Genomic DNA, 695 nt, shown 5'->3' on the forward strand with positions numbered 1-695 from the left:
GGCCACGTTGACCACGGCAAGACGACGCTGACGGCGGCGATCACGAAGTATTTCGGCGAATTCCGCGCCTATGACCAGATTGACGGTGCGCCGGAAGAGCGTGCGCGCGGGATCACGATTTCGACCGCGCATGTGGAGTATGAGACGGAGAACCGTCACTACGCGCATGTCGACTGCCCCGGCCACGCGGACTATGTGAAGAACATGATCACGGGTGCGGCGCAGATGGACGGCGCGATCCTGGTTTGCGCGGCCTCCGACGGCCCGATGCCGCAGACGCGCGAGCACATCCTGCTGGGCCGTCAGGTCGGCATTCCTTACATGGTCTGCTACATGAACAAGGTGGACCTCGTGGATGACGAGGAGCTGATCGAGCTGGTGGAGATGGAGATCCGCGAGCTGTTCTCCAGCTACGAGTATCCGGGCGACGACATTCCGATCATCAAGGGTTCGGCGCATCAGGCGATGATCGGCGAGCGTCCGGACATCGGCGAGCAGTCGATCCGCGCGCTGATGGCGGCTGTGGACAGCTACATCCCGACCCCGGCCCGCGCGATTGACCAGCCGTTCCTGATGCCGATCGAGGACGTGTTCTCGATCTCGGGCCGCGGGACGGTTGTGACGGGTCGTGTGGAGCGTGGCGTGATCAACGTCGGCGACGAAGTGGAGATCGTGGGGATCCGCGAGACCAAGAA

The 695-nt window shown here is 63.3% G+C and carries 1 protein-coding gene; it reads left to right on the forward strand.

The window, feature by feature from the left end:
* The coding region (locus GU920_RS19245) for a GTP-binding protein (RefSeq protein WP_161768722.1) at window positions 1–695 on the forward strand (695 nt) is incomplete at both ends.

The organism is Paragemmobacter ruber, from assembly GCF_009908315.1.
Classification (GTDB): domain Bacteria; phylum Pseudomonadota; class Alphaproteobacteria; order Rhodobacterales; family Rhodobacteraceae; genus Paragemmobacter; species Paragemmobacter ruber.